Origin of the sequence: Bacillus sp. HMF5848 (assembly GCF_003944835.1) — a bacterium.
In the GTDB taxonomy this organism is placed as follows: domain Bacteria; phylum Bacillota; class Bacilli; order Bacillales; family HMF5848; genus HMF5848.
Genome location: NZ_RWIV01000001.1, coordinates 2716412 through 2737545 on the forward strand (window position 1 = coordinate 2716412; position 21134 = coordinate 2737545).

The following is a 21134-nucleotide window of genomic DNA, read 5'->3' on the forward strand; positions in this document are numbered from 1 at the left end:
GATTGTGAACTTGTAAGAGTAAAATGAATAAATTGGAGGCATCATCTGTATGATGATGCCTCCTTCTTATGCACGTTTCTTTCTATTTTCTAGTCTTCGATTTAATTCAGCTTGTTTTTTTGCAAGATGTGCTAGTTCTTTTTCCATCTTTACATAGCTATTCCAACGATCGTGAGGTAATGCACCACTTTCAAGCGCTTCTTTAATAGCACAGCCAGGCTCTGACTTATGGTTACAATCCCTAAACTTACAATGCTGGGCAAGCTCTGTTATATCCTCAAACGTTTGGGATAAGCTATCCTTTGATCCCCAAAGCTGTATCTCTCGCATACCAGGTGTGTCTATAAGTACAGCATTTTCCAGAACAATGAGGTCTCGATTTGTGGTTGTGTGACGTCCCTTACTATCATCCTCACGAACTGTATTGACAGCCTGAATATGCTCTCCGGCCAGCGCATTGATAAGAGAGGATTTCCCTACACCTGATGATCCTAACAAGGCAACGGTATGCCCTTCTGTCATGTAGGTCTCAAGTTCTGCTAACCCCTCACCTGTAACGCTACTAATAGCATGAATAGGCACTCCCATGGCTACACGTTCCACTTGTTTCATTTTATCCGCGATGTCATGACACACATCAGATTTACTTAGAACAATAACAGGATTCGCACCACATTCCCATGTAAGTAGTAAATAACGCTCAATACGCTGTGGGCTGAAATCATGATTTAAAGAACTTACAATAAACACTGTGTCAATATTAGTAGCAATCACTTGTGATTCTGTTTCTTCTCCAACTGCTTTACGTTCAAAACAACTTTTTCGAGGCAAAATAGAATGGACCATAGAGGTCCCCTCATGGTTTGTTACGACAACCCAATCTCCAACAGCCGGCAACGTGTTATTTCCATAACGCCATTTACCCGCTACCTTTGCTAAAGTCACTCCATTTTCAGTGTAAATCTTATATATATTTTGAAACTGACTTATTACACGTGCAGGCTTATATGTCCCTTTCGAAAAAGAATCATTAAAGCATGCATCTAGTTCTTCATTCCAACCTAATTTACTTAAATTCAATAGTATTCCTCCATTATTAAGGAGAGGAACATTCAGGACTAATGCCGAGAGCTACCTCTCCTGATTCACCAAAGACTTATGAGACGGACGAACAGAATTTACAATAGATAGCATACAACATCACTCCTTGTACAGTTAATAACCACATTATCCTTTATATGTAAAAAAATATCAATATTCTATTCTTTCTTGTCAGTAAAACGCCACATTATCTAAGTCGGACGTTTAGAATTCTTCGTTACAATTTGAGAAAACGCACAAGGTTCCGGTTAACTCTGAACGTGCATTTTCGACATACGAACATGCATTCTCGACACGTGAACATGCATTTTCGACATGCCAGCGTGCATTCTTTCTCGTCACAAGGTCCCGGTTAACTCTGATCGTGCATTTTCGACATACGAACATGCATTCTCGACACGTGAACGTGCATTTTCGACACGCCAGCGTGCATTCTTTCTCGTCACAAGGTCCCGGTTACTCTGAACGTGCATTTTCGACATACGAACATGCATTCTCGACACGTGAACGTGCATTTTCGACACGCAAACATGCATTCTTTCTAACGTAAAAGTAAAGTATACATTCCAGACATATATTCGATAAAATTACATTTGCAGCATAAAATTACTAATTAAAAATACCACCTAAAAATAGGCGGTATCTAGCACCTAGGCTGCTTGTATTACGATTTAAACTTTTTCCAATCAATGTTACTTTCATTTAATAGTTCTTCAAAGCTTTTATTTTTCTCACGTTGCTTACGTTCCTGACGTTTTTGTTCCTCCTCTTGCTCCTGTTTTTTAATCTCCTCTTGCTTTAACTGTTTTTGTTTGTCTTTTAATTTTTGTAAAATATCATTGTTCAATCGGTCTTGCAAATGATTTGCATCTTCTCTTTGTTTCTTTTTCATCATACATACACTCCTTCATTTCTCTATCAATACTATAAAAAAGAAAACAATATTCATCAATAATATTTTCGTTTTTAACTTAAAGTGGTAAAATATTGCTATCGCTTAGGGGGGATTCGATTTAATGATAGCATTATTCATAGTTGTTTTTATCTTCGTATTATATGTGCTAGGTGTTGGTTTGTACGTTACCAATCAAATGAAATACATAGCTAAAAAGCCTGATGAAGAAATAATTAATCGTGAAATAACAGATGGCCACTTTTCTAAAGATGAGCTTACCCACTTAGCAAAGACAGACGTAAAAATTCAATCTCCTTACGGTTATAACTTAAATGGCTGGTTTTTTGAACAGCCCTATAGCAATCACTACATAGTCATATGTCATGGCGTAACTGTAAACAATTACAATTCTATTAAATATGCAAAACTGTTCCACAAAAAAGGGTGGAACGTACTAACATACGAGCATCGCCGCCACGGAAAATCAGGTGGAGACACAACAACATATGGATATTATGAAAAAAATGATTTAAAAGCCGTCATGGATTGGGTAAAGAAAAAAGCTGGTGATGAATCTGTCATCGGCATTCACGGTGAGTCAATGGGTGCTGCCACTATGCTTTTATACGCAGGTACGATAGAAGATGGGGCGGACTTTTATATTGCGGATTGCCCTTATTCAAGTTTTGATGAGCAGTTAGCATTCCGCTTGAAAGTAGAGCATAATATACCACGTCAGCTTGTAATGCCCTTTGCAAAGCTTGCTCTTACGGTTCGAGAAGGCTATTCTTTTAAGGACATCTCACCTATACAATATATTGAGAATATTGAAAGTCCGATTCTGTTTATTACTAGTGAAACCGACGATTACATACCACCACAAATGACTATTAACCTGTATAAAAGAAAAAAAGGCGCCAAAGCAATTGTATTGATGCCGAACGGACTCCACGCCATGTCTCTTACTAATAATCGCGAGCAGTATGAAGAAGTTATTGATGACTTCTTTGCAGAACATAATATGGCGGCACCTTCTCTATGAGTGCCGCTTCATCCTAAAATATCTAGTATAATTCCCACATTTTCTTCAATCCATGCTGTTGCCTCTTCAAGAGTTGCAAACTCTCTTGTTTCAAAGGTCATTTCATCTTGAACGAGCCATGAATCCTTTGGATCACTATTAACACCACCAACTGACCAATGAAGCAGACTGTAAGGCTCGTTATTCTCATTTACAAAAGAAACCCATGTCTTTGACCTTGCTACATTTTTAATACTTTCTATTTTATTTTTCATACTGGTCCTCCTGCTTATACTTTTCAATTTGAATATGTGGATTGACCATTTCTTCCTTACTCTTTAATTGCAGGTGACTTGATTTTTCATAATAATCGACAATCATGTTTTCTGGAAAAAATACGGCCTGTTGAGTATGTAAATATATTCGCCCCCAATTCGACGTAATTTGTATTATGTTAGAGCCTGGCTCTTTTATTTCTTTAAATACCGGAACACCGTTTACGCCGCAGCCACAACCTTCTATATCATAAAATAGCTGTAAACAAGCAGTATCAGATGACATATTATATCTATTTTTTATCGCACTTATTGCTTTCTCAGTAAATGTCACTATCATACGTATAACTCCTACCTCGTAAAAATATAATGCTATTGTACCATATTCCTTTTTTTAAGTTGTAACATTTGAAAAATCATTTTGAAATGATTAGGATAAAAGTATAAATATGGAAAGGGGATTTAACATGGCAGATGTACAAATAAAAGTAATGGATAACGGTTCTTTAAGAGTAACAGGTAACGTCGATCTTATTGACGCAGAAGGTAATAAATTTACTACTAAGCAAACCTTTTCATTATGCCGTTGTGGGTTGTCTCAAAACAAGCCATTTTGCGATGGTAATCACAAAGGTAAATTCGACTCCTGTGTTCGAGCTGAAAAGGTACTTGATTAAATTGTACTCAAAGAAGACGGATCAACACATCCGTCTTTTTTATTTTTATCTACTTTCTCTTTTTTAAATAAATAATTATTACAAAGCATAAAAATAAAAACAAAACAGCGTAAATAATGTTTGAGTATATCTTCATGTATTTTACAATATCTTCCCATGAATTGCCTACGGAAGCTCCTAAATACACTAGCACAGCATTCCAAATTGACGTCCCTAATACTGTGAAAAATAGAAACAATCCAAGATTCATATTCGACATCCCCGCAGGAAGTGAAATTAAACTACGTATCAATGGTATGAAACGACAAAAGAAAACTGTCCACGCTCCATATTTATCAAACCAAGCATCAGCCTTATAAATATCTTTTTTAGTAACTCTAAGTACATGCCCCCACTTATCTACAATTTTCTCTAATCGCTCAACATCCAACTGCAGTCCAATTATGTAGAGGACTATAGCACCTACTGTGGACCCAACAGTTGAAGCAAGAACTACACCAGAAAAGGTTAAATCCGATTCAATTATCATAAATCCCGAGAAAGTGAGAATTACTTCAGAAGGTATTGGCGGAAAGATATTTTCTAGAGCAATTAACAACATGATGCCTATATATCCAAATTCATTTATAATGTCTGTTAGCCACTTCTCCATACCTTCCCCTTTCAGCAAAAACAATGTACTTCATATATTATTACTATTTACTTTATATGTAATGAGCCTTTTATCTTAGTTTATTAAATTGTTTTAACCAACCATAGTAAGGATTAAAACATATAACAACAAAAGCATATGAGAACGTTTTCACTATATTGTAACGAAAAGCACTTGTATTACATATAACTCGCCACTATACTAAAGATAGTTGGTTAAAAAACTACAGTAAAGGAGATGACACAATGGAATTAACTGTTTTAAAGCCAATTTTTGCGGAAGCTGCAAGTCAATTAGTTCACAATGCTAGCCAATTTTCTGGAAATGTGTTAATTAAAAAAGAACAATGGGTTGTTGATGGCAAAAGCCTACTAGGAGTTTTAGCATTATCACTTCAACCTGAGCAAAAAATTGAAATTACATATGATGGTCACGAAGAAAACTTCTATGATACACTTCTAGCACTAGAGTTATTTAAAAAATAACATATTATACAGCAAAGGAGCATGAGTTCATGCTCCTTTTTTCATATCACTCTAACTTAGGGAATCATTAAAATAAACTAAATTGATTTTCTATGCGTATTCGGTACAGATTCATAATGCGAACTTGCTCCTCACTAAGGTTCTTTTTCTCCCAATACCTGTGCATAGCACGATATTCAAATAGTTCTTTTAGTTTTAAAAATAAAGGTAACGTATTCGTTAACTCCGCTGAGATCGTACATTCACTTGCATATCCCTCAAATAAGCTTTCCTTAATAGCATAACTATATTCTTTTATATTCCTTCCTCCCACAAAAGAGAACTCCAACGCGGAATATAACGGGACTGCTAAGTCAAACATATAATAATGTTTTTCACAATCTTGAAAGTCTATTAATGTTAGCTTTTTTTCTTTTGTTACAAGCACATTGTCTAGCCATATATCACCATGAATGACTCCATATGTATTACAATTTTGCGGGATACTATTAATTTCATTAACTATTTTCTTGCACAAGTCCCTAATAGTTGTTTCTTGTTCAGGGATATAAGACAGGAAATCATACTCATGATTGTTTTGCCAATCATTCAAATAATTAATTGGGTAGTGTGCCGTGTAATGTTTTGAAAGACGATGCATTTTTCCTATTTCTTGACCAAGCTTTTTAAAAACGGACTCATCCCATTGTTGTTTTGGCATATGTATGCCGGGAGCAGCTTCAAATAGAACGGTATTTATTTCTTGTTCTAACTTTATTTTTTCAATAAGCTGTTGATTGTTTGATCTTACAACTGTTGCTACGCCCACGCCATGCTGAGACAAGTATTCCATCCACGATAGTTCTTCATATTGATGTTCATACGATTTGTAATTTGATATCCTTGCATAATACGTTTTGTCTTCTGAAAAACAACGATACATGCCTGGTGTAACTACTTCTACTCCCATAATATTAACTGGATATAATTGATTAAGAGACTGCTCTATTATGTTCTCCATGTGTTCCTCTCCCACTGCGCTTTTTCTATATTTTAACATTACTAAACGCATTAGTGTGTGTTTATTAAAAAAGGATAGTCACAAGGACCATCCATTTATTTCACGCGTATAGATATCTCTTTTTCTATAAACATAGGGTAATCATAAATATGGAATGTTACAGGATTAGCCAGGTCCCACACATTTGGTATAATGACTCCTGGACGCCAATCTTCATTTTCTACACTTGAATTAGTAAAGCTATCGATATCAACCTCTTTTCCTTCCGCATCTGTTACTTTATCAACAAAGCTCATACTTATAGGCTTTTCACTATTCACTTTCCCTGCAAATGCCACATGATTACCATCAGTAGTAACAGATGTTAGTATATTTGCTTTTGGCTGATCCAAAATTTTACTATTCTTTAAATCAACAATTACCTGTAAATCATCTTTATCAAGAGCGCGTACTTTAGAAAACTTCAAATACAATTCTTGTGGACTCTTTAAGTAATTACTTTGAAAATATAAAATTTGTTCATTTTCACTTAGTATCGATGCAGTGAATCCATTAGATATAGTACCCCACTGCTCACCAGTTTCATCTTCAAAATGAATATCCTCAAAGCCAAAGATCTTTTTATCATTTGTTTCATCGTACTTTACCTTGACACCCACTCTAGTTGGATACATTGTGACTTCTTTAATTATGATCTTTTGCCCTTCAATTTCAATCGTTTTATTTACGTCGATTGTTTCCTTCTGACCAGAAAACTTCTCTAAATCTACATTAAAAGGGACCTGCCACGTGCTAGCTAATTCCTTATCACGACTAAATGCTTCTTTACCTTCTACAATCTTCGTTCGAAACGTTAATTGATCAGGTAGTTTTTTGTCATTGTACGTAAAAGTAATATTCCCTGATATTTTATCGTTTTCTTGCAGGCTCTTTCCGGTTGAAACATATGTTGCACTAAATTCAAGTTCATTCCCTGTTTCATCTAATAATCTGAACGACTCTAATTCTACAAACTCATGTGCGGGGTTGTAAGATGATAGCGTGTAAAACAACACCATTTGCACTTCATCTGCCAATATAGCATCTACTGTAAGCTTCAGATTATCATGTTCATCTGCTTCATTAATAACCTGCACATAATCATTATCAATAGCTGTTAATAACCCCTTATCAAAACGAACTAAATCTACAATATATTCAAGTCCAGGAACCATCCGGATGTAATTAGCAAATGTAGGTGATACAGATACAGATGAAACGAATACGCCGACAAAAATAATGGCTGCGGCTAATGATAATTGTACCCGTTTTCTTTTGTTTTGCTGTTTTTTCGCTTGTTGCATTCCTTTTTTAATGTAAACATCAATGGAGGGTGGCATTTCTAAATCATTGTATCTTTTCTTCATCTTTTCAAGCTGCTCCTCTTCATTATGCATGACGCCCTTCTCCTTTCATTTCTAACTGCTTGCGCAATTGCAACAACGCTTTATGCAACCACGTTTTCACTGTCCCTTCTGGAACTTCCATCACGTCTGCCACCTCTGCAATTTTCAGATCGTGAAAGTATTTAAGCTTTATAACCTGTTGTTGTTTGACATCTAATTGTGCAATTAATGCTTCCAGCTCTACATGTTCAAATCCAGGTTCTACTGAGCTATTCTCTACAAAGTCTGTTTGCACCGTAGTACGTTTTCGTTTTCTAAGTTCATCTGTACAATAATTCATGACAATGCGTATTAGCCATGTAGTAAAAAATTGATTCTTCTTCAAGCGCTTGAGTCCCTTATATGCACGATATGTCGTTTCTTGCATCGCTTCTAGCGCGTCCTGCTCACTGTGTAAAAAAGACAGAGCAATTCGATACATCTTTTCTTTATGCAGCTGCATAAGTTCAAAGAATGCGTCGTCATCCCCTCGCTTTGCTCTCTGTATTAACTCCTCATTCATAACCAGGTATCCTCTCTGTTTGTATTCATATATTAGACAGCACACACTTTAAAAAGGTTTTATTTTTTACAAAAAAAGTTGTTAAACGTTGTTATTGATATTTGCTACATTGCGGCTCGCTTCTTCTAGACTGAGACATGAAACTACTCGACTATCTCCTTTGGTGCTTCACATAACTGTTGGTAGACGTGCCAGGGCATTGTCTAATTCGTGCTACACGCCTAAGTTCAGTGAGTACTAGTTGAAAAACGTGACACTTCCTTGTCGAAATTGCACTACTTTCTTGTCGAAATCACGCCAAAGTTTGTCGGAATCGTGCCACGCACCTATGTTCAGTGATTTGCTACTACTTTAATCTGGATAAATTGCGCTACTTTAAATTTTTTGGAGTCACACTTTCTTTTGCAGAGCTAAAAAGCAAAAAGCCAGGTTTCCCTGACTTATCTACTTCATAGCTATTTAATATTAACAAATCTCTCTGAAAACTTTTCTACAAGCCTCGGGAATAACTGGTATAACTTACTCCCTGCACTCATCCACGTAGGCATATTAATTTCGCGAGTTGATGTAAAAATCACACTTACAATTTTTTGCGCCAAAATGTCAGGGTCAATCATATATCTTTCAACATTTTTTACATAAGTTCCGTCTTTATCAGCGATATTAAAGAAGTTTGTGGCAACTGGCCCTGGATTAACAGATGTAACGAAAACCCCTGATTGGCGTGCTTCAATACGTAGACTATTTGTAAACCCCAAAACTGCGTGCTTTGTAGCTGTATATACACTTGACTTTGCCGTTGCAAACTTTCCGGCTTGAGATGCGATATTAATAATATGGCCGGATTTGTTTTTAGCCATGTGAGGATACACGGCTCGTGTACAAGCTATAAGACCAAGTACATTCACATCAAACATGTTTTTGGCTATGTCTAAATCAATGTCATTTACATATTCAAAGACACCAAAGCCAGCATTATTGATGAGAACATCAACATGACCATATTTACTATAAATGTCGCAAAAAACATCTTCTACTGCCTTTATGTTACTTACATCAAGAACGTAATATGTTGATTGTCTATTATACTGCTGTAGGCTAATAGTTAAGTCCTGTAATTTCTTTTCTGAGCGCGCAATTAGTATAGGCGTCGCCCCTTGCTTTGCAACTAAATACGCTAATTTTTCACCAATGCCACTTGAAGCACCGGTAATGACAACATTTTTATTTTTTAACGAATCCATACTGTCCCCCGTTACACTACGTAATATAGATCTGCGCCGCTAGCATGGTCAATAGCAACAAGACGCTTGCTTTGTAAATAATCAAGCTGCCCCACTGTTTCAGAAATGGTTAGAGCAAGCTGCTTCATATAAACATGTGGAAAAAGCTGCTTGCACACATCAAAGACCGTATGCGGCTTTTCTTTTAATATAGCAAGAACATCCTGTGCACGCTCGTCTTGTCTCTTTAGACGATGGGTGATAAGTGAATGCGCATTGTGTATAGGTTCTCCATGTCCACTGTATACCACTTGTATATTATAGTCTAGTAACTTCTGTAACGAGTCGTTATATTGCACCTGTGGCATAGGTCTTTCATCCCCACTATGCTCTGGTGGTTCAAGCAATGGATTGCTTGATATTTTCCCTAATAAATGATCGCCACCAATTAATGTCCCATCTTGCTCTCTATAAAAGGCAATATGACTTTGAGCGTGTCCAGGTACTTCTAGAACACTCCAATTTGGTAAGCCAGGAATTATGTCACCCTCCACAAGTTCACCTGTTAAGTCACGTTTACAGGCAAAGTGTAACGGTCGTTTCATTTGTTCAATACCTTTTAAAAACACACGATCTATTCCAAAACGGAAAAATAAATCCTCAAAAAACTCATCATGATACTCTAAAAACTCTCGATTTTGTTGGATCCAAGGACGACCTTTTCGGTGGCCGTAAACTGGTAAACCCTTCGGTAAGAGATCTAATAATCCAACATGATCAGGGTGATGGTGTGTTAATACAACCTGTTCAATATCTTCTGGTTTGTACCCATGTTCTTGTAATCCTCGCGTAAACAAATGCCATGCCTCTTCTGTTTTCACGCCTGCATCTACCAAAGTTAGACGCTCACCCTTGATAATATATACGTTAACATCTCCTACTGCAAAAGGTGTTGGCAATGTTATCTGAAGCACATCATTCATTACTTGTATTGCTGTCATTCTCATAACTCCTTTTCCTGTTGTGTGGATCTTTATTTTTTCATCATAATGTTTTTCACAATGAATGACTATTCAGTCCTTGATATGTAAAGTTTACCTTTTTTTTATCATTTTGTCATTATAATGAGCTTGTAAATTATAAATATTTATGCTTGACAATGAATAATAAATCAGCGATAATTTGAAAAAATCAATACTGTAATGCGTTGATCGGGACTAGTACACTAATAATGTCTTAAGAGAGTGAAGCCCTTGGCTGCGAGGTTTCACAGGCCATCTTATTAGGAGAACCTACCCCGCTAGTAGTTAGGAAAACCTAACCGTTCCCCACGATACGGGTCAGAGCTGGGCACTTTTATGGTGCCAATAAAGGTGGTACCGCGGAATAGAGTCTTATTCGTCCTTTTCATAAGGACAGATAAGGCTTTTTTATTTTATTTGAACGTTAATTTAATCAGGGGGGGATCCACTCATGAAGGATGTAATTGGGTTTATGGGAGCCGGGTCGATGGCTGAGGCGATGATCGGTGGGATGCTAAAGGAACGATTGTTCGCACCAGGACAAATACTTGTTACCAATCGTTCTAATTACGAACGACTATATGAGTTACGTCATAAGTACGGTGTACAAATGATTAAACAGAAACCTGACATTATTAAAAAAGCTAATATTGTTGTGTTAACTATGAAACCAAAGGATGCTGTGGATGGTCTACAAACTATTGCACCATTCATTCACGAAGATCAACTTATCATATCAGTTATGGCTGGTGTGTCTACTCAATCGATGATAGATATCCTGAAGAAACAAGTCGCGATTATTCGCGCAATGCCGAATACTTCTGCTGCTATTGGAAAATCAGCAACAGCTATAGCACTTGGTCGTTATGCAACAGATACTCACTTACAAAAGGCAAAACAGCTTCTTGAAACAATAGGCATTGTAAAAGTTGTGAATGAAAGGGATATGCATGCGATAACAGGTCTTTCTGGAAGTGGCCCTGCCTACGTATATTATTTAGTAGAAGCAATGGAGAAGGCTGCGATAGATATTGGATTAGAAGCTTCTGTTGCAAAAGAGCTTATTTTACAAACCATCATGGGCGCAGCTGAAATGCTACAGCAGTCTGATAAACATCCATCCATTTTACGAAGAGAGGTTACAAGTCCAGGTGGTACAACAGAGGCAGGTATAGGTGTATTAGAACAGCATCAATATCAAGAAGCAATGATTGCTTGTATTAAACGAGCTACTGAAAGATCAGGTGAAATGGGAGCTTCTCTTCATGAGAAGATTGTGAAGGAAGCCTTCTAAAAAAGGTATTTTACTTTACAAATATGAATATGTATAATAATATATCTAAAAAGAACTCGTTTTAGCGTGTAGTCATCGTATGATAGGTTGCACGAAAAAACACGGAGGACTTATGAAAAAGGGCGAACTAGAAAATAACATTAGTAGACTTCTCACACAGTGGGAAAAGGATTACTTAGGAAGAGGTTCTGTATCTGTTAAAACAGATATACTACGTAATATGATAATTGTTACGTTGAAAGGTATATTGTCCCCTGCTGAAAAAACGTTGGCACAAACAATGGATGGTATGTTTACCATAAAAAAAAGTCGCTCAGACTTAATTGAATCAGGTGTTGAGGAGCTTAAAGTATCTGTAGAAGAATCAATAAATACACCTATAGAGAGCTTTCACACTGACATTAGCACACGTACAGGGGAACGTATTATAGTATTTACATTAAAAGAAAACTTACAAGACAAATGTATATAAAGCAGGAAGACTTTTTACAAAACATAATGTTAGGTAAAAGTAAGCCGGTATAACAAACATCTTGCACAAGTTGTGCATGTTGTTCTGTTAGCCGGCTTTTTTGCTTTAAAAACTATCTTTAACTTGGGAATGAGGAGAGAAACAAATGTTAGAGCTTTTTATCACTAATTTAATGTCACCTGTAGTTTTATTTTTCATATTAGGAATCATAGCAGCCATTGTTAAATCAGACCTAGTTATTCCAAACGGGCTAAAAGAGACATTAAGTATTTATTTACTCATTGCAATTGGTTTAAAAGGAGGTATTGAGCTAACACATTACTCCTTGTCATCTGTAGCTATGCCAATTATAAGTACACTTTTTTTAGGCACACTGATACCGCTTGTAGTGTTCGTCATATTACGATTTATGAAGTTCGATACAAAAAATGCGATTGCATTATCGGCAACGTACGGTTCTGTAAGTATCGTAACGTATGGAGCAGCTGTTTCGTTTTTAGAGAAAGAAAGTATTTACTATGAAGGCTATATGAATGCACTAGTTGTTTTGCTTGAAAGCCCAGCAATCTTCGTGTCATTGCTATTGCTGAGTGTGTTAGAAAGTAAAAAATCTACAACACATATGCAATATGGAATCACGGCAACTAGTACAAAACCGATGATTCATAAAGACGTTATTCGTGAATCATTATTCGGAAAAAGTGTATTGTTGCTTCTAGGAAGTTTAATTGTTGGTTTTATAGCAGGTGACCGTGCCTATCCAATGGTTAAGCCATTATTTTTTGATTTGTATAATAGTATTTTAGTGATCTTTTTATTAAGCATGGGATTAATTGTTGGGAAAGAAGTTGTACCAGCTGTTAAACAATATGGTTGGAAACTTCTTGGTGTTGGTATTGTATTTCCTGTTTTATTTGGTAGTTTAGGGGTCATTATTGGACACCTTACTGAGTTATCTCTTGGTGGTACTATGTTGATGGGCGTTCTTGCTGGAAGTGCATCATATATTGCAGCCCCAGCTGCTCTTCAGTCATCTGTGCCCGATGCAAATCCATCTGTGTATTTAGGATCAGCGCTTGGTATCACATTTCCATTTAACTTGTTAATTGGAATTCCTATTTATTATCAAATTGCATTAGCGATCTAATTATAGGAGGTTTGAAAGTATGAGAAACAAAATGATGGTAGTAACAAATGCGAGTGATGACAAAGTTAAAGCCTTGCTTCCTGAAAATACGGATCTGTTAGTATTACGTACGCACGGCGCTTTAATTACTGAACCGTTTGGAGACTTGATGCGTACTTTGCTGTTATATTGTCGCGATTTAAATATCGAAGAAATACTAGTCATTGGCGAACAAGAAAGCGGCGCACTTCTCAGCATTCATAAAGAAGAACATCCTGCTATAGAATACTTATTAAAATACAAGTATTCTGTAGGAAGTATAGACAAATGGCTGCAACTATCTTATCAAAGTGTAGAAGACAATGTCATGAGAACGTTAGAGGTTATTCAGAACAACCCTCTTTTACCTGAACATGTTAAAACATCGGGATACGTACTATCAGAAAAAAATGAAATGCAGAGATGTGAAGAGATTGGATGATTTATGAGTTTTCAGCTTATCAAGCTAGACGATTATGATCAATTCAAGTTACTTTAATAAAGCAAAAAAAACATATTCAAACGGTTTGTCTGAAGTATATATAAAATTGTCGGTGCCTGGCACCGACAATTTACGACAATTTTTGAACCGTTGATATTACTGGTTTTTTTGAACCTTCCATTTCGAGTGTGCCTGGCACCGACAAACACCGCTCCTTAACGACACAATCCGACACAAATCCGAATACAATTCTCCATTGTTTAACCACAGATACACGAACAAACTCAAACAAAGCACTCTTCCCCCTTTATCCAATTCTAAATAGCATAGCGTCAAAGGGTTATGAACGTAGTAATACAAAAAGAGTTAAGAAGTCCATGACTTCTTAACTCTTTTATACACTTAGTATTAGCTATCCGTTATTCCCCCACATTATTAGTGCGAAAACACAGGCAGCTCCTACCGGTATTATAATTTCTATTAGATAGAGAGAGTTAAACTCTCTCTATTTTTATTTATACACCTTTGTAAGCTGCGCGATAAACGTCTGCTAATTCACTTACTAGTGGCATTTTAGGGTTAGCTGTTGTACATTGGTCTTCGAATGCTTTGTCAGCTAAGTAGTCAACGCGAGCTTCGAATTCTTTAGCGTCAACACCTTGAGCAGCGATACTCATATCGATGTTTAGCTCTTTACCAAGTTTAATAACAGCATTGATTAAGCTTTCTACGCCTTCTTCAGTTGTAGCAGCTGGTAATCCTAAGAATCTTGCAATCTCAGCATAACGAACGTCAGCTTTGAAGAACTTATATTTCGGGAATGCAGTGAATTTCTTAGGCTTAATTGCATTGTAACGAATTACGTGTGGCATTAAGATTGCATTCGCACGTCCGTGAGGAATGTGGAATTCAGGTCCAATCTTATGCGCTAAGCTGTGGTTAATTCCAAGGAACGCGTTCGCAAATGCCATACCAGCAATTGTAGATGCGTTATGGATTTTTTCACGAGCTTCTTCATCTTTATCGCCAAAGCGATATGCTCTTGGTAGGTATTCAAATACCAATTTAATAGCATTTAATGCTAAACCATCAGTGTAATCGTTAGCCATGTTAGAAACATATGCTTCAATAGCATGTGTTAATACGTCCATACCAGTATCTGCTGTAACTGATTTTGGAACAGTCATAACGTATTGAGAGTCAACGATAGCTACATCTGGAGTCAACTCATAATCTGCTAATGGATACTTAATGTTATTTGCTTTATCAGTAATAACAGAGAATGGTGTTACTTCAGAACCAGTACCAGATGTTGTTGGAATCGCAACGAATTGTGCTTTTCTTCCTAATTCAGGATACTTGTAAACACGCTTACGAATATCTAAGAACTTTTGTTTAATACCGTTAAAGTCTGCTTCTGGTTGCTCATAGAATAACCACATACCTTTTGCAGCATCCATCGCTGAACCGCCACCAAGAGCGATGATTACGTCTGGTTGGAACTTCTTCATCATTTCAGCACCAGCCATAACTGTATCTAAAGATGGATCTGGTTCAACATCTGAGAAGATTTCGCAATGTACATAGTCAGAACGCTTACGTAGATAGTAAAGAACTTTATCCACGTAACCAAGTTTAACCATTCCTTCGTCAGTTACGATCATTGCTTTACTGATGTTAGGCATTTTTGCCAAATATTGAGTAGAATATTTTTCAAAATAAACTTTTGGTGGAATTTTGAACCATTGCATATTAACATTCCTTCTAGCGATTTTTTTGATATTAAGCAAGTGAGTTGCACCTACGTTAGTTGATACAGAGTTCTTACCGTAAGAACCACAACCTAATGTCAATGATGGAATATATGCGTTATAAATATCACCAATTGCACCTTGTGAAGATGGTGCATTTGTAATAACGCGACCAGCCTTCATACGAATACCAAATTGCTTAATAACTTCTTCATCATTTGAATGGATAACAGCTGAGTGACCTAATCCGCCAAACTCAAGCATTTCTTCAGCACGCTTTAAGCCATCTTCAGTGCTGTTTACTTTGAAGCAAGCTAGAACTGGGCTTAATTTTTCACGTGAAAGCGGGCTTTCAGGTCCTACTGTTTTAAGCTCAGCAATTAGAATCTTTGTATCTTCAGGTACTGTTACACCTGCTAATTGTGCAATAAAGAATGGTGATTTACCAACGATGTTAGGGTTAACAGCACAAGTATTTTCGTTAATTACTAGCTTTTCAACCTTTTTCTTTTCTTCAGCATTTAAGAAGTAGCATTTGTTAGCTATTAACTCAGCTTTTGCTTCTTCATAGATTTCTTTATCAATGATAACTGCTTGTTCAGAAGCACAAATCATACCATTGTCAAATGTTTTAGATAAAATAAGATCGTTTACAGCACGTTTCACTTCAGCTGTCTTTTCAATGTAGCATGGTACGTTACCAGGACCTACTCCAAGAGCTGGCTTACCAGTTGAATAAGCTGATTTAACCATTCCAGCTCCACCAGTTGCTAAAACTAATGCTGTTCCTGGGTGGTTCATTAATGCTTGTGTACCTTCGATTGATGGCTTTTCAATCCATTGGATACAGTTCTTAGGTGCGCCTGCTTTTACAGCTGCTTCATATAATGTTCTTGCAGCTTCTGAGCTACACTTTTGAGCTGATGGATGGAAAGCGAAAATTATTGGGTTACGAGTTTTAATAGCAATAAGTGCTTTGAACATTGTTGTTGATGTTGGGTTTGTAACTGGTGTAACACCCGCTACTACACCTACTGGCTCAGCAACTTCCATAATACCTTCTTGCTCGTTTTCATATATGATACCAACAGTTTTGTTATTCTTAATGTTGTGATAGATATACTCTGTTGAGAAAATGTTCTTGATGATTTTGTCTTCGTACACGCCACGGCCAGTTTCTTCTACAGCCATTTTTGCTAATTCCATGTGACGATTAAGACCAGCTAATGCCATTTCTTTTACGATTGCGTCGATTGTTTCTTGATCATAATCAGCAAATTCTTTAAGTGCCTTGTTTGCTTTTTCAGTTAACGTGTCAATCATTTTTAACGCTTCGTTCTTTTGCTCTACCGGTTTTTCAGTTACAGTAGCCATCTTGAGTTTCCTCCTTTAATACTATTAAAACCATTTTTACGATATGTGATGTTTTTCACATACGGCTTTTAAAAAATAAAGCTTGCTGGTTTTGAATTTGTTTTGTTTTTGTTTACATTGTTAGTATAACGCAATTACTATGTTTTGTGTTTGACGAAATTGTGAAAAGTTTCACAAGGTATACAGAAAATTTAATAACAAAATACCTTAGGCGTATTGCGATAATAAACAGTTTATGTTGTGAAAGCCTTTTCAACACTGAACTTTTGTTTGATAGCGCTTTCATAGTCTTATTATCACGCGTTGTATACTTATACACCACTACGCATTTTAATTCAACTTTTAACCTCTCGTCCTTACAACTATTATTATAAACCATATTAACACTGTGTGTAAGTTAACAATTTGTGAACATTTGGTATTATTGATAAAATACATAGCTTGTATGTTTCATAGTTCTCCTATTCGAAGGAAAAGCTAGCATGAATTCACGTAAACCTTCCATTTTCATAAAAGGGCGAAAGGCAGTCTTCTAGCGCCAGCAAATGATGAAGGGGCACTATTTGAAGTCATATGTTCCTAAGCGATGAAGGAAAAACGGGTTGATGTATATTCTTTAAGAAAAGTATTTTAGCTTCTTTCCCTGGATCATCCGGCCCTTATTAATAACAGTTTAATAATTTAAACTGGCTCACTGTAAAAAGGACAACCTAATCAACCGTTTTTTCCTCTTTTTTTCTTAATTCTCTCTCTCGTAAAATATGCATGCTTCCCCATTGACTCATGACTTGTAAAACAGGCGATAGTGAATGCCCATAGTCCGTTAATGAATATTCCACATGTTGAATAGCACCCTCATAAATTGTTCTTTTCACAAGACCATCTTCTTCCATTTCACGCAATGCTTGTGTTAACACCTTTTGTGTGATTTCAGGAATTAGTTTTCTTAACTCTCCATATCGATAAGATTTATTGTTTAGATGCCAAAGAATTCTAGACTTCCACTTTCCTCCCATAACCTCGACTGTCAACTCAACTGGACAAGAATATACTTTACGTTTCAACTTCTTATCTCCTTTCTACGAACAAAAAAGTGCCTACTTGTTGTGGTACGTGTTGCAACTTAATATGTAAATATATCTAAAGGGGGTATTACAGTTTGAATGTATTCAGTTTTTTTACTAACATAACACATTATAATAATGCCTTGAAAAAAATATTAATTTGGAACATGATTTTATGTTTGAGTTTAGGTATTCACCTCGTACTTTACAACATTTATTTAGAGCACATCCTTGGAGATTCTGTATTAATAGGAAAGATTTTAGGACTAAATTTTCTTGCTCAGGCAATCATTTACATCCCTGCTGGCATATTAGCAGACAAACTAGGAGCAAAAAATAGTGTGTTGTTAGGACTTAGCCTACTTACAGTAGCATTTATTGGTAACTTAACTGCAACAACAGACAGCTTATTGGCCTTTTGGGGCTTTGTTATAGGTTTAGGGCACGCTGCAACAATTGTCATGTTTGTGCCACTGTTAACGGCATATTCAACACCAGAGGAGCGAAATAGTTTATATACATTTGCATTCAGTACAGGTACTTTTTTCACTTTTGTCGGAACACTTCTTGGAGGAATTATTTCTGACTTAATTCGCAAAACATTTTATGTCTCTGAGTCAATAAGTATTCAAAGTACCCTAAGCATAACAATCATTTTATTAATTGTTAGTACTATACCGTTGATTATGATCAAAGATTCGACTCTTATCAAACAAGCAGCACAATCCTCTAACTTAATAACAAAACAACCACAAGCGGTCTTTTCTACCATTATAAAATTTTCTGTATCAAAAGCATTAAACGGAATAAGTCTAGGGGTGTTGGCACCATTTATTAACCTATTTTTCTTGTATAGGTTTGATTTATCTACTTCTAAAATCAGCTTCATATTAGCAAGTGGAACTTTAGCTACAGTGCTTTTTATGAGTTATACACCTACGCTTACAAAGAAATGGGGCGATATATCAGCTGTATCGCTATACCACATCGGATCTGTTCCTGTTGTTATTGCTTTAGGATTAACAGGAAACATTTGGATCGCAATTATCTGTTTCATATTATTCCGTTCTACTAAATTTGCAATAAATCCAGTTGAATCAAAGATCATGATGGAAAGTGTTCCAGCTAACGCTAAAGGAATTACTAACAGTGTTGGATTTATGGTCAATTCTCTCATTATTAGTCTTGTAGGACCTTTTGCTATGTATATTGTTCAATTACATGGAAACTGGACGGGTTATTTAATACTCTGTATAGTCTCAGGCTTAGGGTCAATATTAGGGGCTGTATTCTTTTATTATGCTTTTAGGAGAAAAGAATACCACTATACTAGGCATGACGTAACAACCACAACTTAATCAATAACGCTAAGGACCGCAAACCTTAGCTTTTCAATGTACTTTTCTGTCTAATACTAATTATTTGATTTTAGCAATGTTCCGTACTATTATTAGCAAGATACTAAAAAGTGAGGTGTTGTTGATGTATCATAAAAAGCCAGCGATGTTTGTCAATCACATTAGTCTAAACGTTAGTAACCTTAATAACTCTGTAAATTATTATACCCATATTATTGGGTTGAAGCTACTTAACACCGACCATACTAATGCCACTTTGTCTGCTGACGGCTCTCTTCCTATTGTAACGTTACGTCAACAAGATAATATTCGACCAAAGCAACCTAACACAACCGGTTTATATCATTTTGCTCTATTAGTACCATCTAGGGAGGATCTTGCTAATGTCGTACAACACCTTCGTCAGTTAAATATTCCTTTTGGTTCTTCCGATCATCTTGTTAGTGAAGCTATATACATATCGGATCCGGATGGGAATGGCATTGAAATCTATGCCGATCGTTCTGAATCAACATGGCGCTGGCATAACGGAGAAGTTGAAATGGCTGTAGACCCTCTTGATATCAAAGATCTTTTAAATGCAACAAAACATCAAGACTGGTATGGCATCGCAGAAAAAACAATAATAGGCCATATTCATTTACATGTATCAGATTTAAAAATAGCTGAGCAATTTTACTGTAGCATTCTCGAATTTGAAGTTGTCAATCGATACGGAAATCAAGCTTTATTTATATCTTCTGAAAACTATCATCATCATATCGGCTTAAATACATGGAATGGTGAAGGAGCTCCTCAACCTAAAGAAAATAGTGTCGGTTTACATTCATTCATATTATTTGTCCCTGAAGAAACAAAACAAAAAAGCATGATTAAAAAATTAAAAGAAAATGGTATTTCATTTGAAGACATTAATGAGCAACTTATTATTAAAGATCCTTTTAATAATACGATTATCATTAGGTCATAAGTGCTTTCTCCTAACTTCCGTTCTAATACTCTATTAGATAAACGCAAGGCGCCGTCTAACGGCGACTAGCACAAGACGATGTTCGTCGGAAGTCCCGATCTCCAACGTTCTATTGGTTTGTAACCTTGACCCGTTGGCGACTGGAGTTAGACAATAATCTAAGTAAAAAACTAATACTTTTTCTTAACATGCACAAAAGCCTGCTCAACATATGTTGAGCAGGCTTTTTAGTTATTATCTTGTTGTAAGAATTTCGTACGCTCGTTCCACTTCTGCTTTTGATGGTGGTACTACTTCAGTTAGTTTATTTTCAAAGCCTAACGCTTCCCACTTGTACTCACCCATCTTATGATAAGGAAGAACCTCAAGTTTTTCGATATTTGATAGTGTTGACAGGAACTCTCCTAAAGCAGATAAGTCTTTTTCATTATTTGTATAGCCTGGGACAAGAACATGACGGATCCAGACTGGGATATTCTTCTCATTAAGAAGCTTTGCAAACTTAAGAGTATTGTTGTTTGATAGCCCTGTTAATTCTTTATGTTTGTCAGCATCAATATGCTTAATATCTAGTAAAACAAGGTCTGTCACGGACAATATATCATCCAGTATTTTCGGGTGGACACTTCCACTCGTATCAAGTGCCGTATGAATACCACGTTCTTTACAAGCTTTAAATAATTCATAGACAAACTCTGGTTGAAGAAGAGGTTCTCCCCCACTCACAGTAATACCACCGTTGGAAAATTTAATATAAGATTCGTATTTTGCAACATCATCTAATATATCGTCAATAGACATTTCGTTTCCACCATTACGTTCCCACGTATCGGCATTATGGCAATATATACAGCGGAGTGGGCACCCCTGTGTAAATACAATATATCGAATGCCCGGTCCATCAACCGTTCCGCATGTTTCGACGGAATGGATTCTTCCTAACATA

Annotated in this window: 23 protein-coding genes; 9 read left to right on the forward strand and 14 right to left on the reverse strand. The window is 36.3% G+C overall.

Annotated elements, in window-relative coordinates:
- Positions 1-66 precede the first annotated feature (66 nt).
- The gene (rsgA, locus tag EJF36_RS13050) at positions 67-1080 is read right to left on the reverse strand and encodes a ribosome small subunit-dependent GTPase A (protein ID WP_125906735.1); all 1014 of its coding nucleotides are present in this window, start codon (positions 1078-1080) and stop codon (positions 67-69) included.
- Between the two features lie 685 nt (positions 1081-1765).
- Positions 1766-1996 carry a DUF3886 domain-containing protein gene (locus EJF36_RS13055; RefSeq protein ID WP_125906736.1) on the reverse strand — a complete coding sequence of 77 codons (231 nt, stop codon included), beginning with the start codon at positions 1994-1996 and terminating at the stop codon, positions 1766-1768.
- Between the two features lie 121 nt (positions 1997-2117).
- Between EJF36_RS13055 and EJF36_RS13060 the strand changes: the two genes are divergently transcribed.
- Positions 2118-3038, forward strand: coding sequence for an alpha/beta hydrolase (locus EJF36_RS13060; RefSeq protein ID WP_125906737.1), 921 nt, complete (start codon positions 2118-2120; stop codon positions 3036-3038).
- Positions 3039-3046: 8 nt separating this feature from the next.
- Here the strand turns inward: EJF36_RS13060 and EJF36_RS13065 are convergent, their stop codons facing one another.
- Complete coding sequence (locus EJF36_RS13065) at positions 3047-3292, reverse strand: DUF2552 family protein (RefSeq protein ID WP_125906738.1); 246 nt, start codon at positions 3290-3292, stop codon at positions 3047-3049.
- Positions 3282-3632, reverse strand: a complete 351-nt coding sequence (locus tag EJF36_RS13070) for an iron-sulfur cluster biosynthesis family protein (RefSeq protein WP_125906739.1) — start codon at positions 3630-3632, stop codon at positions 3282-3284. Before EJF36_RS13070 ends, EJF36_RS13065 begins: the two co-directional genes overlap by 11 nt.
- 127 nt (positions 3633-3759) lie before the next feature.
- Here EJF36_RS13070 and EJF36_RS13075 point away from each other — a divergent pair, with 127 nt between their 5' ends.
- Positions 3760-3969 carry a CDGSH iron-sulfur domain-containing protein gene (locus tag EJF36_RS13075; protein WP_125906740.1) on the forward strand — a complete coding sequence of 70 codons (210 nt, stop codon included), beginning with the start codon at positions 3760-3762 and terminating at the stop codon, positions 3967-3969.
- A gap of 49 nt (positions 3970-4018) precedes the next feature.
- Here EJF36_RS13075 and EJF36_RS13080 read toward each other — a convergent pair whose 3' ends face one another.
- A complete protein-coding gene (locus tag EJF36_RS13080; protein WP_125906741.1) occupies positions 4019-4621 on the reverse strand; it encodes a DedA family protein in 603 nt (200 codons plus the stop codon).
- A 245-nt stretch (positions 4622-4866) separates the two neighbouring features.
- Here EJF36_RS13080 and EJF36_RS13085 point away from each other — a divergent pair, with 245 nt between their 5' ends.
- Entirely contained in the window at positions 4867-5106 is a 240-nt protein-coding gene (locus EJF36_RS13085) for an HPr family phosphocarrier protein (RefSeq protein ID WP_125906742.1), read from the forward strand.
- A gap of 67 nt (positions 5107-5173) precedes the next feature.
- Here EJF36_RS13085 and EJF36_RS13090 read toward each other — a convergent pair whose 3' ends face one another.
- The 5 genes from EJF36_RS13090 to EJF36_RS13110 all read right to left on the reverse strand — a co-directional run bounded on the left by EJF36_RS13090 (position 5174) and on the right by EJF36_RS13110 (position 10277).
- The gene (locus EJF36_RS13090; RefSeq protein WP_125906743.1) at positions 5174-6106 is read right to left on the reverse strand and encodes a phosphotransferase enzyme family protein; all 933 of its coding nucleotides are present in this window, start codon (positions 6104-6106) and stop codon (positions 5174-5176) included.
- A 95-nt stretch (positions 6107-6201) separates the two neighbouring features.
- Positions 6202-7542: a DUF4179 domain-containing protein gene (locus EJF36_RS13095; RefSeq protein WP_125906744.1), complete on the reverse strand. Its 1341-nt coding sequence runs from the start codon at positions 7540-7542 to the stop codon at positions 6202-6204.
- Positions 7535-8053, reverse strand: coding sequence for a sigma-70 family RNA polymerase sigma factor (locus tag EJF36_RS13100; RefSeq protein ID WP_125906745.1), 519 nt, complete (start codon positions 8051-8053; stop codon positions 7535-7537). Before EJF36_RS13100 ends, EJF36_RS13095 begins: the two co-directional genes overlap by 8 nt.
- Before the next feature lie 455 nt (positions 8054-8508).
- Positions 8509-9297: an SDR family NAD(P)-dependent oxidoreductase gene (locus EJF36_RS13105; RefSeq protein ID WP_125906746.1), complete on the reverse strand. Its 789-nt coding sequence runs from the start codon at positions 9295-9297 to the stop codon at positions 8509-8511.
- A gap of 11 nt (positions 9298-9308) precedes the next feature.
- The gene (locus EJF36_RS13110; RefSeq protein ID WP_125906747.1) at positions 9309-10277 is read right to left on the reverse strand and encodes an MBL fold metallo-hydrolase; all 969 of its coding nucleotides are present in this window, start codon (positions 10275-10277) and stop codon (positions 9309-9311) included.
- Positions 10278-10749: 472 nt separating this feature from the next.
- On the opposite strand from EJF36_RS13110, the gene proI reads away from it, so the two are divergent.
- The 4 genes from proI (at position 10750) to EJF36_RS13130 (ending at position 13671) form a co-directional block, all read left to right on the forward strand.
- Positions 10750-11592 (forward strand): pyrroline-5-carboxylate reductase ProI, encoded by an 843-nt coding sequence (gene proI / locus EJF36_RS13115; protein ID WP_125906748.1) that lies wholly within the window; start codon positions 10750-10752, stop codon positions 11590-11592.
- A gap of 112 nt (positions 11593-11704) precedes the next feature.
- Complete coding sequence (locus EJF36_RS13120) at positions 11705-12064, forward strand: Na-translocating system protein MpsC family protein (protein WP_125906749.1); 360 nt, start codon at positions 11705-11707, stop codon at positions 12062-12064.
- Between the two features lie 145 nt (positions 12065-12209).
- Positions 12210-13211, forward strand: a complete 1002-nt coding sequence (locus EJF36_RS13125) for a sodium-dependent bicarbonate transport family permease (RefSeq protein ID WP_125906750.1) — start codon at positions 12210-12212, stop codon at positions 13209-13211.
- A 19-nt stretch (positions 13212-13230) separates the two neighbouring features.
- Positions 13231-13671 carry a carbonic anhydrase gene (locus tag EJF36_RS13130; RefSeq protein ID WP_125906751.1) on the forward strand — a complete coding sequence of 147 codons (441 nt, stop codon included), beginning with the start codon at positions 13231-13233 and terminating at the stop codon, positions 13669-13671.
- 130 nt (positions 13672-13801) lie between these two features.
- Here the strand turns inward: EJF36_RS13130 and EJF36_RS21570 are convergent, their stop codons facing one another.
- The 3 genes from EJF36_RS21570 to EJF36_RS13140 form a co-directional block, all read right to left on the reverse strand.
- Positions 13802-13963: a hypothetical protein gene (locus EJF36_RS21570; protein WP_185806909.1), complete on the reverse strand. Its 162-nt coding sequence runs from the start codon at positions 13961-13963 to the stop codon at positions 13802-13804.
- Positions 13964-14186: 223 nt separating this feature from the next.
- Positions 14187-16796, reverse strand: coding sequence for a bifunctional acetaldehyde-CoA/alcohol dehydrogenase (gene adhE / locus EJF36_RS13135; RefSeq protein WP_125906752.1), 2610 nt, complete (start codon positions 16794-16796; stop codon positions 14187-14189).
- Between the two features lie 710 nt (positions 16797-17506).
- Complete coding sequence (locus tag EJF36_RS13140; protein ID WP_125908382.1) at positions 17507-17812, reverse strand: winged helix-turn-helix transcriptional regulator; 306 nt, start codon at positions 17810-17812, stop codon at positions 17507-17509.
- Between the two features lie 143 nt (positions 17813-17955).
- On the opposite strand from EJF36_RS13140, the gene EJF36_RS13145 reads away from it, so the two are divergent.
- Positions 17956-19218, forward strand: a complete 1263-nt coding sequence (locus EJF36_RS13145) for an MFS transporter (protein WP_125906753.1) — start codon at positions 17956-17958, stop codon at positions 19216-19218.
- A gap of 124 nt (positions 19219-19342) precedes the next feature.
- A complete protein-coding gene (locus EJF36_RS13150; protein ID WP_260471904.1) occupies positions 19343-20188 on the forward strand; it encodes a VOC family protein in 846 nt (281 codons plus the stop codon).
- 234 nt (positions 20189-20422) lie between these two features.
- Here EJF36_RS13150 and pflA read toward each other — a convergent pair whose 3' ends face one another.
- On the reverse strand, positions 20423-21133 hold the full coding sequence (gene pflA, locus EJF36_RS13155) for a pyruvate formate-lyase-activating protein (protein ID WP_125906755.1): 711 nt from the start codon (positions 21131-21133) through the stop codon (positions 20423-20425).
- Between the last annotated feature and the right edge of the window lies 1 nt (position 21134).

Coding starts and splice junctions, on each gene's coding strand:
- EJF36_RS13140 (WP_125908382.1), bottom strand. CDS start 17,812: ATGGGAGGAAAGTGGAAGTCTAGAATTCTTTGGCATCTAAACAATAAA.
- EJF36_RS13095 (WP_125906744.1), bottom strand. CDS start 7,542: ATGCATAATGAAGAGGAGCAGCTTGAAAAGATGAAGAAAAGATACAAT.
- EJF36_RS13130 (WP_125906751.1), top strand. CDS start 13,231: ATGAGAAACAAAATGATGGTAGTAACAAATGCGAGTGATGACAAAGTT.
- EJF36_RS13100 (WP_125906745.1), bottom strand. CDS start 8,053: ATGAATGAGGAGTTAATACAGAGAGCAAAGCGAGGGGATGACGACGCA.
- EJF36_RS13125 (WP_125906750.1), top strand. CDS start 12,210: ATGTTAGAGCTTTTTATCACTAATTTAATGTCACCTGTAGTTTTATTT.
- EJF36_RS13090 (WP_125906743.1), bottom strand. CDS start 6,106: ATGGAGAACATAATAGAGCAGTCTCTTAATCAATTATATCCAGTTAAT.
- EJF36_RS13080 (WP_125906741.1), bottom strand. CDS start 4,621: ATGGAGAAGTGGCTAACAGACATTATAAATGAATTTGGATATATAGGC.
- EJF36_RS13105 (WP_125906746.1), bottom strand. CDS start 9,297: ATGGATTCGTTAAAAAATAAAAATGTTGTCATTACCGGTGCTTCAAGT.
- EJF36_RS13085 (WP_125906742.1), top strand. CDS start 4,867: ATGGAATTAACTGTTTTAAAGCCAATTTTTGCGGAAGCTGCAAGTCAA.
- EJF36_RS13055 (WP_125906736.1), bottom strand. CDS start 1,996: ATGATGAAAAAGAAACAAAGAGAAGATGCAAATCATTTGCAAGACCGA.
- EJF36_RS13110 (WP_125906747.1), bottom strand. CDS start 10,277: ATGACAGCAATACAAGTAATGAATGATGTGCTTCAGATAACATTGCCA.
- proI (WP_125906748.1), top strand. CDS start 10,750: ATGAAGGATGTAATTGGGTTTATGGGAGCCGGGTCGATGGCTGAGGCG.
- EJF36_RS13075 (WP_125906740.1), top strand. CDS start 3,760: ATGGCAGATGTACAAATAAAAGTAATGGATAACGGTTCTTTAAGAGTA.
- EJF36_RS13065 (WP_125906738.1), bottom strand. CDS start 3,292: ATGAAAAATAAAATAGAAAGTATTAAAAATGTAGCAAGGTCAAAGACA.
- adhE (WP_125906752.1), bottom strand. CDS start 16,796: ATGGCTACTGTAACTGAAAAACCGGTAGAGCAAAAGAACGAAGCGTTA.
- EJF36_RS13060 (WP_125906737.1), top strand. CDS start 2,118: ATGATAGCATTATTCATAGTTGTTTTTATCTTCGTATTATATGTGCTA.
- EJF36_RS13070 (WP_125906739.1), bottom strand. CDS start 3,632: ATGATAGTGACATTTACTGAGAAAGCAATAAGTGCGATAAAAAATAGA.
- pflA (WP_125906755.1), bottom strand. CDS start 21,133: ATGTTAGGAAGAATCCATTCCGTCGAAACATGCGGAACGGTTGATGGA.
- EJF36_RS13120 (WP_125906749.1), top strand. CDS start 11,705: ATGAAAAAGGGCGAACTAGAAAATAACATTAGTAGACTTCTCACACAG.
- EJF36_RS13150 (WP_260471904.1), top strand. CDS start 19,343: ATGTATCATAAAAAGCCAGCGATGTTTGTCAATCACATTAGTCTAAAC.